Origin of the sequence: Agromyces laixinhei (genome assembly GCF_006337065.1) — a bacterium.
In the GTDB taxonomy this organism is placed as follows: Bacteria; Actinomycetota; Actinomycetes; order Actinomycetales; family Microbacteriaceae; genus Agromyces; species Agromyces laixinhei.
Window position 1 is genome coordinate 2,355,255 of record NZ_CP040872.1, and the last position, 14,655, is coordinate 2,369,909.

The 14,655-nt window shown below is 68.5% G+C and carries 15 protein-coding genes; 4 read left to right on the forward strand and 11 right to left on the reverse strand.

What is annotated here, in order from left to right:
- Nucleotides 1-2 precede the first annotated feature (2 nt).
- Nucleotides 3-959 carry an ROK family glucokinase gene (locus tag FHG54_RS11115; protein ID WP_139417330.1) on the reverse strand — a complete coding sequence of 319 codons (957 nt, stop codon included), beginning with the start codon at nucleotides 957-959 and terminating at the stop codon, nucleotides 3-5.
- Between the two features lie 147 nt (nucleotides 960-1,106).
- On the opposite strand from FHG54_RS11115, the gene FHG54_RS11120 reads away from it, so the two are divergent.
- On the forward strand, nucleotides 1,107-2,939 hold the full coding sequence (locus FHG54_RS11120) for an AMP-dependent synthetase/ligase (protein ID WP_139417331.1): 1,833 nt from the start codon (nucleotides 1,107-1,109) through the stop codon (nucleotides 2,937-2,939).
- A 124-nt stretch (nucleotides 2,940-3,063) separates the two neighbouring features.
- Here the strand turns inward: FHG54_RS11120 and def are convergent, their stop codons facing one another.
- Genes def through FHG54_RS11135 form a run of 3 tightly spaced genes read right to left on the reverse strand, consistent with a single transcriptional unit; the run spans nucleotide 3,064 to nucleotide 8,404 of the window.
- Nucleotides 3,064-3,552, reverse strand: a complete 489-nt coding sequence (gene def, locus FHG54_RS11125) for a peptide deformylase (RefSeq protein ID WP_139417332.1) — start codon at nucleotides 3,550-3,552, stop codon at nucleotides 3,064-3,066.
- A 12-nt stretch (nucleotides 3,553-3,564) separates the two neighbouring features.
- Nucleotides 3,565-4,962, reverse strand: coding sequence for a MinD/ParA family ATP-binding protein (locus FHG54_RS11130; protein ID WP_232331479.1), 1,398 nt, complete (start codon nucleotides 4,960-4,962; stop codon nucleotides 3,565-3,567).
- A gap of 37 nt (nucleotides 4,963-4,999) precedes the next feature.
- Entirely contained in the window at nucleotides 5,000-8,404 is a 3,405-nt protein-coding gene (locus FHG54_RS11135) for a pyruvate carboxylase (RefSeq protein WP_139417333.1), read from the reverse strand.
- A 74-nt stretch (nucleotides 8,405-8,478) separates the two neighbouring features.
- Here FHG54_RS11135 and FHG54_RS11140 point away from each other — a divergent pair, with 74 nt between their 5' ends.
- Complete coding sequence (locus FHG54_RS11140) at nucleotides 8,479-9,315, forward strand: ParA family protein (protein ID WP_139417334.1); 837 nt, start codon at nucleotides 8,479-8,481, stop codon at nucleotides 9,313-9,315.
- A 37-nt stretch (nucleotides 9,316-9,352) separates the two neighbouring features.
- Here FHG54_RS11140 and FHG54_RS11145 read toward each other — a convergent pair whose 3' ends face one another.
- From FHG54_RS11145 to FHG54_RS11165, 5 genes are all read right to left on the reverse strand, one after another.
- The gene (locus FHG54_RS11145; protein WP_139417335.1) at nucleotides 9,353-9,907 is read right to left on the reverse strand and encodes a MerR family transcriptional regulator; all 555 of its coding nucleotides are present in this window, start codon (nucleotides 9,905-9,907) and stop codon (nucleotides 9,353-9,355) included.
- Between the two features lie 112 nt (nucleotides 9,908-10,019).
- Nucleotides 10,020-10,712, reverse strand: coding sequence for a transcriptional regulator FtsR (gene ftsR, locus FHG54_RS11150; RefSeq protein WP_139417336.1), 693 nt, complete (start codon nucleotides 10,710-10,712; stop codon nucleotides 10,020-10,022).
- Complete coding sequence (locus FHG54_RS11155) at nucleotides 10,712-11,125, reverse strand: FHA domain-containing protein (protein ID WP_139418419.1); 414 nt, start codon at nucleotides 11,123-11,125, stop codon at nucleotides 10,712-10,714. The genes ftsR and FHG54_RS11155 overlap by 1 nt, the downstream gene beginning before the upstream one ends.
- A 109-nt stretch (nucleotides 11,126-11,234) precedes the next feature.
- Nucleotides 11,235-11,858, reverse strand: coding sequence for a CDP-alcohol phosphatidyltransferase family protein (locus FHG54_RS11160; RefSeq protein WP_139417337.1), 624 nt, complete (start codon nucleotides 11,856-11,858; stop codon nucleotides 11,235-11,237).
- A 72-nt stretch (nucleotides 11,859-11,930) separates the two neighbouring features.
- Complete coding sequence (locus FHG54_RS11165) at nucleotides 11,931-12,380, reverse strand: NUDIX domain-containing protein (protein WP_139417338.1); 450 nt, start codon at nucleotides 12,378-12,380, stop codon at nucleotides 11,931-11,933.
- 58 nt (nucleotides 12,381-12,438) lie between these two features.
- On the opposite strand from FHG54_RS11165, the gene FHG54_RS11170 reads away from it, so the two are divergent.
- Nucleotides 12,439-12,810 carry an RNA-binding S4 domain-containing protein gene (locus tag FHG54_RS11170; RefSeq protein WP_139417339.1) on the forward strand — a complete coding sequence of 124 codons (372 nt, stop codon included), beginning with the start codon at nucleotides 12,439-12,441 and terminating at the stop codon, nucleotides 12,808-12,810.
- A 25-nt stretch (nucleotides 12,811-12,835) separates the two neighbouring features.
- The gene (locus FHG54_RS11175) at nucleotides 12,836-13,129 is read left to right on the forward strand and encodes a GNAT family N-acetyltransferase (RefSeq protein ID WP_139417340.1); all 294 of its coding nucleotides are present in this window, start codon (nucleotides 12,836-12,838) and stop codon (nucleotides 13,127-13,129) included.
- A gap of 6 nt (nucleotides 13,130-13,135) precedes the next feature.
- Here FHG54_RS11175 and FHG54_RS11180 read toward each other — a convergent pair whose 3' ends face one another.
- Both FHG54_RS11180 and FHG54_RS11185 read right to left on the reverse strand, forming a co-directional pair.
- A complete protein-coding gene (locus tag FHG54_RS11180) occupies nucleotides 13,136-13,975 on the reverse strand; it encodes an aggregation-promoting factor C-terminal-like domain-containing protein (RefSeq protein ID WP_232331480.1) in 840 nt (279 codons plus the stop codon).
- A 192-nt stretch (nucleotides 13,976-14,167) separates the two neighbouring features.
- Nucleotides 14,168-14,632 (reverse strand): VOC family protein, encoded by a 465-nt coding sequence (locus FHG54_RS11185; RefSeq protein ID WP_139417341.1) that lies wholly within the window; start codon nucleotides 14,630-14,632, stop codon nucleotides 14,168-14,170.
- Nucleotides 14,633-14,655: the final 23 nt, after the last annotated feature.

A 14,655-nucleotide genomic window follows, 5' to 3' on the forward strand; every position in this document is an offset into this window, starting at 1 on the left:
TCTCAGCCGTGCTCGGCGACCCACTGGCGGGCGAGGTCGGCCGCACCGACGACACCGGCGTCGTTGACGAGTTCGGCGATCACGAAATCGGGCTCCGGGTGGTAACCGCGGGCCGGCAGATGGTCGAGGTACGCGGCACGGATCGGCTCGAGCAGGAGTTCGCCTGCGACGGCGACGCCGCCGCCGAAGACGAAGCGTTGCGGGTCGAGCACCGCCGAGAGGCTCGCCGCTGCCTGCCCGAGCCACCCGCCGAGCTGCCGCAGTGCCGCCGCCGCACCGGCATCGCCGGACTGGATGAGCTCGCCGACGAGTCGGCCGTCGAGTTCGCCGTGCTCCGACCGCGCTCGCGCGAGAGCCTGGCCGATGCCGCCGGCGTCGGCGATGTCGTTCGCCATGCGCAGCAGCGCGCGGCCGGAACCGTACTGCTCGATGCATCCGTGCTGACCGCACCCGCACGCGAGGCCGCCGGGCACGATGCGGAGGTGGCCGAGTTCGGCGCCGGCGCCGAAACCGCCGCGGAACAGGCGATCGCCGGCGACGATCGCCCCGCCCACGCCCGTGCCGATCGTGAGCATCACCATGTCGCTGACGAGGCGGCCGGCACCGAACCGGAACTCGGCCCATCCCGCCGCGTTGGCGTCGTTGTCGACGACGACGGCGGTGCCGACGCGCGCCTCGAGCTTCGCCCGGAACGGTTCATTGCGCCAGTCGATGTTCGGCGCGTAGTACACGGTCGACTGGGCCGCGTCGACGAATCCGGCAGCGGCCACGCCGATCGCGACGATCTCCTCGTCGGCGCGCGCGCGAAGCGACTCGATCATCTCGACGACCGCGTCTTCGAGGCCGGTCGAGTCGCCGGCGGGCGTCGCCACGCGCTCGCTCGCTCGGATGTTGCCGAACTGGTCGACGATCGCACCGGCGATCTTCGTTCCACCGATGTCGATACCGATCGCATGCACCGAAAAGGCTGCCTTTCAGACGGGAAGCGTGATGGAGCTGAGACCGAGATCGGCCGCGAGCAACGACTAGAGTGTAATAGACCCCAAATGCCGAGGTTCGCGCAGTACCCGAGCCGCGCGCATCCCGCCGGTGCCGAAGGAGCTACCGTGATCGAGTTCGCCACCCCGCCCCTGGTCGCAGCTGACCCAGAGGCGAACACCACTGACCTGCTGGTCGATCGCGTCGCCGCGACGCCCGACTCCGTGCTGTTCTCACTCCCGACCGCCGACGGCGGCTGGTCGCCGGTGACCTCCAAGGAGTTCTACGACCAGGTGATCGCCCTCGCGAAGGGCCTCGTCGCGGCGGGCATCCAGCCCGGCGACAAGATCGGCCTGATGTGCAAGACGCGGTACGAGTGGACCCTGATCGACTTCGCGACGTGGTTCGCCGGTGCAGTGCTCGTGCCGATCTACGAGACGAGCTCGCCGTCGCAGGTGCGTTGGATCCTCAGCGACTCGGGCGCCATCAGCGTCATGGTCGAGACCCCCGACCACTTCGCCCGGTTCGACGAGGTGCACCCCGACCTCCCCGCGATCCGCAGCGTCTGGCAGATCGACCTCGGCGATCTCGACAAGCTCGTCGCGGGCGGCGCCGAGGTGACCGACGACGAGATCGAACGTCGTCGCAACCTCGCAGTCGGCTCCGACATGGCCACGCTCATCTACACGTCCGGTTCGACCGGCAAGCCCAAGGGCTGCGTGCTCACACACTCGAACTTCGTCGAGCTCTCCCGCAACTCCGCGGTCGCGCTCGACGAGGTCGTGCTCGACCCCGATGGCGCCTCGACGCTCCTCTTCATCACCACGGCGCACGTCTTCGCCCGCTTCATCGCGGTGCTCTCGGTGCATGCCGGTGTACGGGTCGGCCATCAGGCCGACACGAAGCAGCTCCTGCCGGCGCTCGCGAGCTTCAAGCCGACCTTCCTCCTCGCCGTCCCCCGAGTGTTCGAGAAGGTCTACAACGCGTCGGAGCAGAAGGCCGAGGCCGGCGGCAAGGGCAAGATCTTCCGTGCCGCGGCCGACACCGCGGTCGCGTATTCGATGGCGAAGGAGTCGGGTTCCGTACCGCTCGGCCTGAAGCTCAAGTTCAAGGTGCTCGACTCGCTCGTGCTGTCGAAACTCCGTGCAGCGATGGGCGGCAACGTCAAGTACGCCGTCTCGGGCTCCGCACCGCTCGGCCCGCGACTCGGCCACTTCTATCACGCACTCGGAATCACGATCCTCGAGGGCTACGGCCTCACCGAGACCACGGCGCCCGCCACCGTGAACCTGGCCAGCAAGTCGAAGATCGGCACCGTCGGTCCGACGCTGCCCGGCGTCTCGGTCCGACTCGCCGACGACGGTGAGATCCACGTCAAGGGCATCGACGTCTTCAAGGAGTACTGGAAGAACCCCGAGGCGACTGCCGAGTCGTTCGACGGCGAGTGGTTCAAGACCGGCGACCTCGGCTCGTTCGACGCCGAGGGCTTCCTCACGATCACGGGCCGCAAGAAGGAGATCATCGTCACGGCCGGTGGCAAGAACGTATCTCCCGCCGCGCTCGAAGACCCGATCCGTGCGAATCCGCTCGTCGGCCAGGTCGTCGTGGTCGGCGACAAGAAGCCCTTCATCTCGGCACTCATCACGCTCGACCCCGAGATGCTGCCGGTCTGGCTCAACAACAACGGTGAAGACGCGGGCATGTCGGTCGACGAGGCCATTGTGAACCCCGCCGTGCTCGCCGAGGTGCAGCGCGCCATCGACGCAGCCAACGAGACGGTCTCGCGTGCGGAGTCGATCCGCAAGTTCACGTTGCTCCCGATCGAGCTCACCGAGGCCAGCGGCCACCTGACGCCCAAGCTGAGCATCAAGCGCAGCGTCATCCTCGAGGACTTCGCTCCGAACATCGAGGCGATGTACTCCGGCGCCCCGGCGACCGAGGGCCACTCGATCGTGCACTGAAGTCGTTCCGAACGACGAAGGCTCCGCGGATTCCGCGGAGCCTTCGTCATTCGCCTGATGTTCTGAGAACCCCGGTCGTGGGACTCCGGTTCGGTGACAGCTGAGCGTCACCGACGGCGGAGGCTCAGAACCAGTCGGACTCGCGCACTTCCTTCATCGCGAGTCGGCGCTCGGCCTTCTCGAGGCGGTCGAGGTAGAGCAGTCCGTCGAGGTGATCGGTCTCGTGCTGCAGCGCCTGCGCCATGAGTCCGGTGCCCGAGAGCTCGATCTCGTCGCCATCGAGGTCGATCCCCCGCACGCGCGCGAACGGATGCCGCGGCGTCTTGTGCCAGAGGCCGGGAACCGAGAGGCATCCCTCGTCGATGAGGTCCTGCTCCCCCGAGACCTCGAGCACGGGATTGAGGATGTAACCGACCTCACCATCGACGTTGTAGCTGAACGCGCGCAGGTTCACCCCGATCTGGGCGGCGGCGACCCCCGCTCGGCCCGGCAGCCTGACGCTGTCGAGCAGGTCGGCCACGAGTCCGCGCACTCGATCGTCGACCTGTTCGACGGGGGCGGAGACGGTCTTCAAGACGGGGTCGCCGAACAGGCGAATCGGGCGTTCCGGCAAGGGTTCTCCGTTTCAGTGCTCGCGCTCGGCGGGCATGCCTTCCACCACGAGTGCCGCGAGCTCACGAGCTGCCTGCTGGGTGACTGGACGCAACTCGTGCCAGTTCACGACGGAACCTGCGGCGAGCTGTGGGTCGTAGGGAATTCGCACGATCTCACGGACGCGCGATTGGAAGTGCGCCTCGATCTCATCGACTTTCACGAGGTGCGTTCCCTGTGTCGCGAGGTTGATCGCGACGACCGCGTTGCGCACGAGTTCGCCGTAGCCGTTGGCTTCGAGCCAGGTGAGCGTCTCGGAGGCGAGTCGTGCCTCGTCGACGCTGCCGCCCGAGACGATCACGACGGAGTCGGCGCGCTGCAGGGTCGACCGCATGACCGCGTGCACGATGCCCGTACCGCAATCGGTGAGCACGATCGAGTAGTAACGGGCCGCAAGGCCGGCGACGACGTTGTAGTCGTTGTCGTCGAACGCCTCGGAAAGCGTCGGGTCGGTGTCGGACGCGAGAATGTCGAGGCGCGTCTCGTCACGCGAGACGAAGCGCGAGAAATCGGTGTAGCCGCTGATCGACGACGCCTTCGCCACGACGTCGCGCACCGTCTCGCGGGTCTGCCGGTCGACGCGCTCGGCGAGGGTGCCCCGGTCTGGGTTGGCGTCGATGGCGATGATGCGGTCGTCACGGGCATCGGCGAGCGCCATACCGAGAAGTGCCGTGATCGTCGTCTTGCCGACCCCGCCCTTTCGGGTGAGCACCGGAACGAACCGCGCGCCGCCCTCGAACCGGCGCTGGATGCGTTGGCTCAAGGCCTTGTACGCCTGCACCTTCGGCGAGTCGCCGAGATTCACGAGGTGCAGCGACGCCTCATAGACCAGCCGGTTGAGCCCGCCCTGCGGGGCCGGCCGGGTCGTTCGGTTCAGGTCGATCAGCCGGTCGGCCGTGAGCGACTCCGCCGACTCGGGCACTTCGACCGGGAGGGCGGCGTCATCGGGCACATCGGGATCATCGACGATCGCGACGTGGCTGCCGGTGTCGGAGCTGACGCGCTCACGCCGGGTCTTCGATGCGTCGGACGCGAGCAGCGCGCTGTAGGGCGACGGGTCGCGCCGTGATCGGTAGCCGACGCCGGCGAGTGCGGGCGTGACGAGCTCGACCGACGTCGTGCCGGTGCTGCCGCCGACGAGGCTGCCGGGGTTCACTGCGACGTCATCGATCGCCACGGCGACCTCGTCGTCTGGCATCTCGTGCACCGGGGCCGGTGGAAGGTCGACGCGCACGTTCGGGTTCTCAGCGTCGTCTCCGGCCGAATGCACGCCGGATGCCGGTGACCTGCGGCCGCGCTCGAGTGCGGACGCGCGTCGAGCTGCGGCGCCGCGACGCGATGCAACGCCGTTGTCGAATTCGTCTTCCGTCACCGATACCCCTCCTCGTCAGTGCCAACCGGTACTCAGCCTAGCGCGGCCGCACCACGACGAGCAGGTCACCCGCCTCGACCTGCTGCGTCTTGGGGATCGCGACACGCTCGACCACGCCCGCGATCGGCGACGTGATCGCAGCCTCCATCTTCATGGCCTCGATCGATGCGACGCTCTGGCCGGCGGCGATCTCGGCACCGTCTTCGACCTGGAGCGTCACCACACCGGAGAACGGCGCGGCGATCTGCCCGGGCTGCGAGGCATCCGCCTTCTCTGCCGTGCGAGTCTCGACGACGATCGAGCGATCGCGAACGAACACGGGACGAAGCTGCCCGTTCAGGATCGTCATGACCGTGCGCATGCCCTTGTCGTCGGCCTCGCCGATCGCTTCGAGCCCGGCATAGAGCCGCACACCCTTGTCGATCTCGACGACGTGCTCGGCCCCTTGCTGCAGACCGTAGAGGTAGTCGGCGGTGTCGATCGCCGAGAGATCGCCGAAGAGCTCGCGAATCTGCTCGAACTGGCGCGTGGGTGCAGGGAACAGGAGCGCGTTCAGCATCGCCCGCCGAGTGATGCTGTCAGCCTCGAGCGCCTCGCGCTGCTCTGCGGTGAGCTCGGTCACGCCGGTGCGGACGTCTTTGCCGGCGAGCACCTTCGTGCGGAACGGCTCGGGCCAGCCGCCGGGCAGATCGCCCAGCTCGCCGGCCATGAACCCGATCACCGAATCGGGTACGTCGTACTTCTCGGGATTCGCAGCGAAGTCGTCGGGGTCGGCCCTGACCGCCGCGAGGTGCAGCGCGAGGTCGCCGACGACCTTCGACGACGGCGTGACCTTCGGTACGCGGCCGAGGATGCGGTCGGCGGCGGCGTACAGGTCTTCGATGAGTTCGAAGTCGTCGGCAAGGCCGAGCGCGATCGCCTGCTGGCGCAGGTTCGACAGTTGACCGCCGGGGATCTCGTGGTGATAGACGCGGCCCGTGGGGCCGGGCAGGCCCGACTCGAACGGGCGATACAGCCGACGCACCGCCTCCCAGTAGGGCTCGAGATCGGAGACCGCGTCGAGCGAGATGCCCGTGTCGCGCTCGGTGTGGGCGAGCGCCGCGACGAGTGACGACGCCGAGGGCTGGCTCGTGGTGCCCGCCATCGGTGCGCTCGCGACGTCGACGGCATCGACACCGGCCCGACTCGCGGCCAGGAGCGTCGCCAGCTGGCCGCCTGCGGTGTCGTGGGTGTGCAGGTGCACGGGAAGGTCGAAGCGCTCCCGCAGGGCGCCGACGAGCTTCTCAGCTGCGGCCGGGCGCAGGAGACCCGCCATGTCCTTGATCGCGAGCACGTGCGCGCCGGCGCCGACGATCTGCTCGGCGAGCGACAGGTAGTAGTCGAGCGTGTACAGGTCTTCGGCCGGGTCGAGAAGATCGCCCGTGTAACACAGCGCAACCTCGGCCACCGCATGCCCGGTCGAGAGCACCGAGTCGATCGCCGGACGCATCTGCGAGACGTCGTTCAGCGCGTCGAAGATGCGGAAGATGTCGACGCCCGTCGCGGCAGCTTCGCGCACGAACGCATCGGTCACCTCGGTCGGGTACGGCGTGTAGCCGACCGTGTTGCGCCCGCGGAGCAGCATCTGGATGTTGATGTTCGGCAGTGCCTCGCGAAGCGCGGCGAGGCGCTCCCACGGGTCTTCACCGAGGAAGCGCAGTGCGACGTCGTACGTTGCACCGCCCCACGCCTCGACCGAGAGCAACTCGGGGGTCATGCGAGCCACGTAGGGCGCGACGGCCACGAGGTCGCGCGTGCGCACTCGGGTCGCGAGCAGCGACTGATGGGCGTCACGGAACGTGGTCTCGGTCACCGCGAGCGGCGTCTGCACGCGGAGCGCCTTCGCGAAGCCGGTCGGGCCGAGCTCGAGCAACTGCTGGCGGGAGCCGGCAGGCGCCGGGGTCGAGAGGTCGATCTCCGGCAGCTTCTCGGCGGGGCTGACGGTGGTCGGCGCAGGCCCGTTCGGCTGGTTCACCGTGACATCCGCGAGCCAGTTGAGGATCTTCGTGCCGCGGTCCTTCGAGACCCGGCCGCGCACCAGTTGCGGGCGCTCGTCGATGAACGACGTGCTCAGGTCGCCGGCGACGAAGGCGTGGTCTTCGAGCACGGCCTGCAGGAAGGGGATGTTGGTCGAGACGCCGCGGATGCGGAACTCGGCGAGTGCGCGCTTGGCACGGGCGACGGCCGCCGGGTAGTCGCGACCGCGGCACGTGAGCTTGGCGAGCATCGAGTCGAAGTGCGGGCTGATCTGGGCGCCCGGGTTGATCGTGCCGCCGTCGAGTCGGATGCCGGCGCCGCCGGGCGAACGGTACGTCGTGATCTTGCCCGTGTCGGGCCGGAACCCGGCGGTCGGATCCTCGGTCGTGATGCGGCACTGCAGCGCAGCGCCGCGGAGGCGGATCGACTCCTGCTGCAACCCGAGGTCGGTGAGCGACTCCCCCGCCGCGATGCGGATCTGCGAGACGACGAGGTCGACGTCGGTGACCTCTTCGGTCACCGTGTGCTCGACCTGGATGCGCGGATTCATCTCGATGAACACGTGCTGACCGGCACGCTCGCCTGCGGTGTCGAGCAGGAACTCGACGGTGCCGGCGTTGATGTATCCGATCGACTTCGCGAACGCGATCGCGTCGCGGTACAGGGACCGGCGCACGTCGTCGGAGAGGTTCGGCGCCGGTGCGATCTCGATCACCTTCTGGTGGCGGCGCTGCACCGAGCAGTCGCGCTCGAAGAGATGCACCGTCTCGCCCGAGGCATCCGCCAGCACCTGGACCTCGATGTGACGGGGCCGCAGCACCGCCTGTTCGAGGAACATCGTCGAGTCGCCGAAGGCGCTGTCGGCCTCGCGCATGGCCTCTTCGAGGGAGGCGCGCAGCTCGTCTTTCGAGGCGACGCGACGCATGCCCCGGCCGCCGCCGCCGGCGACCGCCTTGGCGAAGATCGGGAAGCCGACCTCATCGGCCTGAGCGACGAGTTCTTCGATGTCGCGCGACGGTGGCGTGGACTTCAGCACGGGGACGCCGGCCGCGATCGCGTGCTCCTTCGCCGTGACCTTGTTGCCCGCCATCTCGAGCACGTGCTTGGGCGGGCCGATGAAGGTGATGCCGGCCGCCTCGGCCGCCTGTGCGAGTTCGGGGTTCTCGGAGAGGAACCCGTAGCCGGGGTAGATCGCGTCGGCGCCCGAGAGCCTGGCCACGCGGATGATCTCGGCGACATCGAGGTACGCGCGCACCGGATGTCCCGGCTCGCCGATCTGGTAGGCCTCGTCGGCCTTCAACCGGTGCAGGGAGTTGCGGTCTTCGAAGGGATACACCGCGACCGTCTTCGCACCGAGTTCGACGGCGGCGCGGAACGCTCGGATGGCGATCTCGCCGCGATTGGCAACCAGGATCTTCGTGAACATGCAGGCCTTTCAGACGGGACTTCGCACAGCGAACGTTTAGGTATCGCCCGAGTAGTAAAGGTAACGTATCTGCCGTGCACGTACTCAGCGTCAGTTCTCTCAAGGGCGGTGTCGGCAAGACGACCGTCACTCTCGGGCTGGCGTCTGCCGCGTTCGCACGCGGTGTCAAGACCCTCGTGGTCGACCTCGATCCGCAGTCCGATGTCTCGACCGGCATGGACATCCAGGTCGGCGGCCACCTCAATGTCGCCGATGTGCTCGCCTCCCCCAAGGAGAAGATCGTGCGCTCGGCGATCGCGCCGAGCGGCTGGGCGCGATCGAACCCGCAGTCGACGATCGACGTCATGATCGGCAGCCCGTCGGCGATCAACTTCGACGGGCCGCACCCGTCGATCCGCGACATCTGGAAGCTCGAAGAGGCGCTCGCCAACGTCGAGGCCGACTACGAGCTCGTGCTCATCGACTGCGCGCCGTCGCTGAACGCGCTGACCCGCACCGCGTGGGCGGCGAGCGACCGTGTCGCCGTCGTCACCGAACCCGGGCTCTTCTCAGTGGCCGCCGCCGACCGAGCGCTCCGTGCGATCGAGGAGATCAGGCGTGGACTCTCACCCCGGCTCCAGCCGCTCGGCATCATCGTGAACCGTGCACGAGTGCAATCACTCGAGCACCAGTTCCGCATCAAGGAGCTGCGCGACATGTTCGGCCCGCTCGTGCTCGCGCCGCAGTTGCCCGAACGCACCTCGCTCCAGCAGGCGCAGGGCGCGGCGAAGCCGCTGCACATGTGGCCCGGCGAGAGCGCCGAAGAGATGTCGACGAATTTCGATCAGCTGCTCGAGCGGGTGCTTCGCACCGCTCGCATCGGCGAGTTCGCCGGCACACCGCTCGAGGCCGCCCCGACTCCGACGGTCTGAACCGCCGAGCCCGTCGCAGTGCCGTGCACCGCGCGGTTCAGGAGATCTTGCGCGAGCGCTCGCCACGCCGTGCGGCGAGTTCGTCAAGCGGATCGGCCGGATGCGTGTCGATCTCGACGAGGGTCGACTCGACCTCGCGCAGCACCTTGCCGACCGCGATGCCGAACACCCCCTGGCCGCGGTTCACGAGGTCGATCACCTCGTCATCAGAGGTGCAGAGGTAGACGCTCGCGCCGTCGCTCATGAGCGTCGTCTGGGCGAGGTCTTCAATACCGGCCTCACGGAGCTGCGTCACCGCGACGCGGATCTGCTGCAGAGAGATGCCGGTGTCGAGGAGGCGCTTCACGAGCTTCAGAACGAGGATGTCGCGGAAGCCGTAGAGCCGCTGCGTGCCGGAACCTGCGGCGCTGCGCACCGTGGGTTCGACGAGCTGGGTGCGTGCCCAGTAGTCGAGCTGGCGATAGCTGATGCCCGCCGCTCGCGCCGCGACCGCCCCGCGATAACCCGCGACGTCGTCGTACTCGGGCAGGCCGTCGGTGAACAGCAACCCGAGGTCGTATCGCGGGCGTCGAGTCGGGTCGAGCTCACTCATCGGATTCGCCCCTCACTCTCGCGCCGGCACCCCGTCGACGCGAGTTCCACGCTACCGAGGGCTGCAGCCTCTGTCGAACACATCCGGCCGAACGTCACGGCGTGTCGCGAGTTCATCGTGAGAGTCGGCCGAGCGTGGCGCGCACGACGCTGGCATGCACAGCCTCGAGATGCTGCGCGAGTTCGAGCCCGCGCTCGGCGGCACGAGCCTTGTCTGCGGCATCCGCTCGTCGCGACGGCGCGATCGCGCGCTCGACGAGTGCGGCTTCGCGCTCGGCCGCCGTGCGCACGCCTCGAAGATGACGCGGCTCGATGCCGACCGATCTGAGAGCGACGAGCGATCGCAGCACGCCGAGCGCCTCATCGCCGTAGTGCTCGGCCGCAGGCAGGAGCGAAGCCGAGACCGCCTCGTCGAACAGGGCAGCTGTGGCGCCGGCCTGCGCGATGAGTTCGCCCCGACGCAGCCTCTGCGCACCCGCGAGGAACGAAGCAGCGCTCGTGGCCCCGGGCAGCGCGGGCGTCTCGCCCGCGTCGATCGCTTCGAGGTGGGTTCGGATGACCTTGAGCGGCAGGTAGTGATCGCGCTGCATGGACAGCACGACCGTGATGCGCTCGACGTCGGCCGCCGAGAACTTGCGGTAGCCGGCCGCGGTGCGCGCCGGTGAGACGAGACGTTGCTCTTCGAGGAAGCGCAGCTTCGACGGGGTCAGGTCGGGGAACTCGGGTTGCAGCCGCGCGAGCACCTGACCGATGCCCAGCAGTGGCGCCTGACCGCTCGCGCGCGTTGACGCAGCGGGAGCCGACACTATTCGCTCGCCACCGGCGCCAGGTCGCGGCGCGAAGCGTAGAACGTGAGGCGGAACTTGCCGATCTGCACCTCTGCCCCGTCGCTCAGGAGCGCAGTCTCGATGCGGACTCCGTCGTAGTACGTGCCGTTCAGCGAACTGAGGTCCCGCACTTCGAAGGCGGAACGATGCCGCAGGAACTCCGCGTGCTTGCGGGAGACGGTGACGTCGTCGAGGAAGATGTCGGCGTCGGGGTGGCGACCCACGAGGGTCACGTCGGTGTCGAGGAGGAACCGGGCGCCGCTGTTGGGGCCGCGACGCACGATGAGCAATGCAGAGCCCGAGGGCAGCGCGGCGATGGCCTCCTGTTCTTCGGCGGTGATATCGGCGTCGAGCGCGCTCAGCTGCGCCGCCGCTTCACGGCTGAAGCCCATGGTCGTGTCGGTCGCTCCGTCGACCGTTGCATGCGTCGACGTGATCGTCGACGGCTCGCCCCTGGTCTCGTCGGCACCACCGGTCTGAGTGTTGTCGGAATCCGCCACACTAACCTCCCTGCTCAAGCGTATCCGATCGAGGCTCCTCCGCCACCCGCGGAATGCGGATGACGCGAGCGGTCTCGATCGCGTAGATGATGCCCGCCCACCAGTACAGGAACGCACCCCAGAGGGTGATGGCCCAGCCGATCGGCTGACTGAGATCGGCGACGGCCGGGAATGCCAGCCCGAGCATGATGACCGGCAGGCCGAAGAACAGCGCGAACGTCGCGACCTTGCCGAGCTGATGCACGGGCAGCGGCCCGAACCCGTGGTTCGCGAGCACCACGCCGAGCGCGAGGAGGAAGACGTCACGGGCGGCGATGACGATGACGATCCACCACGGCACGAGGGACTGCGCAGCAAGTCCCACGAGCGCGGCGAAGATGTAGAGCCGATCGGCGGCGGGATCGAGCAGTTGCCCGAGCCTGGTCACCTTGCCGAGACGGCGCGCGAGATAGCCGTCGAGCAGGTCGGTCAGGCTCGCGACGATGAGCACGACGAGCGCGACCGTGTAGTCGCCGCGGACCACGTAGATCAGGAAGACCGGCACGAGCGCCAGACGGAGCATGCTGAGGATGTTCGGGATCGTCCAGATCTCCGAACCGATCTCCCCCGAGCGCTCCCCAGCCACGCTCCGATCCTATCGACCTCGCAGAAGGCACACCGGGCCGGCTCATCGTGTGTCTCGTCATCCGCCCTGTGATCAGAGACGGGTGGCGAGCGTCGACCATGACTCGGCGAATCGCGGATGCAGCGGCAGCTCCACGACCCGTTCGACCGAGATCCAGCGCAGCTCGATGCTCTCGGGGTCGTTCACGACGGGTTCGAATCGCTCCGCAGCATCCGCGACGACCGTCGTGTACGACCAGTAGCCGAGGTCGAGGACGGAACTGAAGCGCACTTCGAGCAGCTCGGGCGGTACGCCGGCCTCTTCGCCCGCTTCGCGGACAGCCGCCTCGACCGCGCTCTCGTGCTCGTGTCGAGCTCCGCCAGGCATGCCCCAGGTGCCGCCGAAGTGGCTCCACAGGGCTCGATGCTGCAGGAGCACCTCGGAGTCGGGGCTCACCACGAGCAACCCCGCCGCGCCGTATCGGCCCCAGTACTTCGCCCCGTCGGGCCCCTGGACCCACTCGTCGCCGGATGCACCGCTCATGACTCCAGCATGGTGCACGAAGGGCGGACTCGGCGTGCCGCACCCGTAGGCTGAGGAGATGAACGGCGAGTCCCCCGTGCGCGTCGACGCCTGGCTGTGGGCGGTGCGACAGTTCAAGACGCGGTCCGCGGCCACGAGCGCGTGCCGCGCCGGGCATGTTCGAGTGAACGGCGAGCGGGCGAAGGCGGCTCAGCCGGTGCGACCGGGCGACGAGGTGCGGGTGCGCATCGACGGGTTCGACCGCATGCTCGTCGTGCGCCGGACACTGGTGAAGCGGGTCTCCGCGACGATCGCCGCGACCGCGGTCGAGGACCGCACGCCTCCCCCACCGCCGCGCGAGACCGTCGCGCTCGTCGCGGTGCGCGATCGCGGGGCCGGTCGTCCGACCAAACGCGAACGGCGCGACCTCGAGCGCCTCCGCGGTCATTGAGTCGGCGCGGCGTAGCCTGAGCATCGTGCGCAAAGAACTGAGCCATGAACCCGACGCCCGCCGGTACGTGCTGCGGGTCGACGGCGACATCGCGAGCGTGCTCGACTACCGGGTGCTCGGCGATGCCGTCGCATTCACCCGAACCTTCACGAATCCGCGCTATCGCGGCAGCGGCCTCGCGGGCGAGCTCGTCGAGTTCGCCGCTGATGACGTCGAAGCCGACGGGGCGCTCCGAATCGTGCCGAGCTGCTGGTACGTCGGCGAGTGGTTCGACCGGCACCCGGATCGAGCAGCTCTGCTCGACCCGCGCACGGCCTGAGCCGGATCAGTACCAGTTCATCGACTGCGAGTGCGACCACGCGCTGCACGGCGTGCCGTATCCGCGCGAGATGTAGTCGAGCCCCCAACTGATCTGCGTCGCGGCGTTCGTCTGCCAATCGGCGCCGGCGGTGGCCATCTTGCTGCCGGGCAACGACTGCGGAATACCGGTGGCGCCGCTCGAGGCGTTGTAGGCGGTGTACGACCAGCCCGACTCCTTTTGCCAGAGCTGGCTCAGGCACTGGAACTGCGACTCGTCCCAGCCGTACTTCGACGCGGCGAGCGCGCGTGCGGTCGCCTTGGCGCCCTCCGGCGTGTTCGCCTGGGCGAGCGCCGCGGCCGCAGCCGCAGTCTGCTCGACCTGCACGCGGTCGAACTCGGCGGCCGCGGCGGTGGCCTTCGCCGCCTCGCTGCGGGTCTGCTTCGTGAGGTCGACGATCGAGTCGATCGGCAGCACCTCGTAGTCGCCGAGCGAGGCGACGGATGCCGCGAGGCCGCTGGCGTCGACCTTGCCGTCCACGGCAGCAAGAGTGACGCTCGCGGCCGTGAGCGTGTCCTTCGCACTGTTGCGCGTGCGAGCCTCGGCGATCGCGCTGTACGCGCCGAGCTGTCCCTCCTGCACGCCCATGGTCTCGGTGAGCGAGGTCGTCTCGTCGATGCTCGCCTGCGTGGCGATGGCCGACTGCACGGTGAAGCCGGTGCCGACGACGGCACCGACCGCGACGACGGCGGCCGCTGCGATGACGAGTCGCCGTCGGCCGAGTCGACGGCGACGGATGCTGCGGCGGGGGTGCTGCTCTTCTGAGACGTGTGCGGTTTCGGACGTGGAGGGGGTGACGTTTCGCATAGGTTCGGGATGCTCGGATCGATTTCTGATCGGTGACGCCCGCCGAGCGAGGGCACAAGTCAGCCACTCTGCCCCGTGTTTCTGAAGAGATCCTCAGTTCACCCTGTGCAAAGCATGATGATCGACCTCCCAGCCAGGGATACTGGGCGAATGCCCAGCTGATCCGGTCGGTTCACCAGGCTCGACGGCCGCTCAGCCCCGATCCGCTTCCGTGTCGAATCCGTCGCGCAGCGCCCGCTCCTCGGAATCCTCGAGTTCTTCGAACACCGTGATCTGGAGCCCGGCCGGGGCGTCGAGCCGCGAGTTGAGCGAGCGCCACGGCGTCTCGACCGGTTCGGCGACGACCGAGGCACCTGCCTCTGCGAGTCGTCTCGTGGTGCCCGCGCCATCGGTCACCTCGAAGGCGAGCCGGATGCGCTGGCTCGGGCGTCCGTCGGCCTCGATCTCATCGATCACGCGCTTGTGCGTCGGATTCGCGATCTCGATCGTCGCGCGCCCCGCCTCGAGGATCGTCACCCGGTCGTCACCGCCCTCCGCATAGGCCATGAGCTCGGGCATGCCGAGCGCGTCGCGGTAGAAGGCCACGGCTCGCTCGTAGTCCTCTGCCTCGATCACGACTCGCAGTTGCAGAACCGGGGGCTGCGCGGCATCCGTCATGCCTGCATCATCCCAGACCGGAT